Genomic DNA, 883 nt, shown 5'->3' on the forward strand with positions numbered 1-883 from the left:
GTAGAATACGATGAAAATGGCAACATAAAAGGCTTTAGCCCTGAAAAATTCCTAGCAGGGTTTGCAAGCGGTGCGCTAGCAAGCAAAGGACTACAAATTAGCACAAAAAGGCTAGAAAAACTTGCTAAGACACACCCACGCGCTAAAACCTTACTAGAGAGAATGCAAGGCAAAAATACTAATAACGCAACAAGCCTACACAATACTAAGATTTTAGATACAATATCACAAATTTTTTTTAACAAGGGCAAAAATAAAATGCCAAAAAAACAGCAAGAACCTAGTTTTAAAATTACCAAAGATATGGAAAAATTATATCGCAATGCTACTATAACGCCCAAACAAGTGGTTATAACAAAATTAGAATTGAATGGACGAGTAGTGGGCGATTTTATTAAATTAGCACAAAAGCACCCAGAATATTTTAGCAATCCGCAAGAAGCGCAAAAATTATGCCAAGAAGTTTTACAAAATGCAGAAATAGGGATAAACGCAACCGATAGGAGATTTAAGCTGATTATTACAAAACTTAAACAAGGCAAAAGAGATTATGGAGGCGTGGCATTAAGAGTGCAAAATATCAACGGGGAACATAGAATAAGAAGTGTGCTTTTTATGGATAACAAACAAGTAAAGGTAAAAATAGATAGAGCTAAAGAGTTGGGAGAGCCCATCCTCCAATTCTAGCGAGCAATGAAAAAACAAAGCTACAACTAGGTGGTGGCGGGTGTCGCCAATCCCGCTTTCAACTCTTTAACTAAAACGCATTATACCAAATCTTATTAAAAAAGGACAAAAAATGGACAAAATCCAAGAATTGCAAGCAAAAATCACAGAAAAACAAGGCAAAATCCAAGATTTGCAAACCCAAATCAACGCCACC

1 protein-coding gene is annotated in these 883 nt (G+C 36.1%); it reads left to right on the forward strand.

All coding sequences use genetic code 11. The features are described from left to right. Window positions 1-687 (forward strand): hypothetical protein (locus tag ACWIX0_RS13855; RefSeq protein ID WP_454174565.1); only part of this gene is annotated, 687 nt, incomplete at its 5' end. Window positions 688-883 lie beyond the last annotated feature (196 nt).

The organism is Helicobacter sp. T3_23-1059 (genome assembly GCF_053654515.1).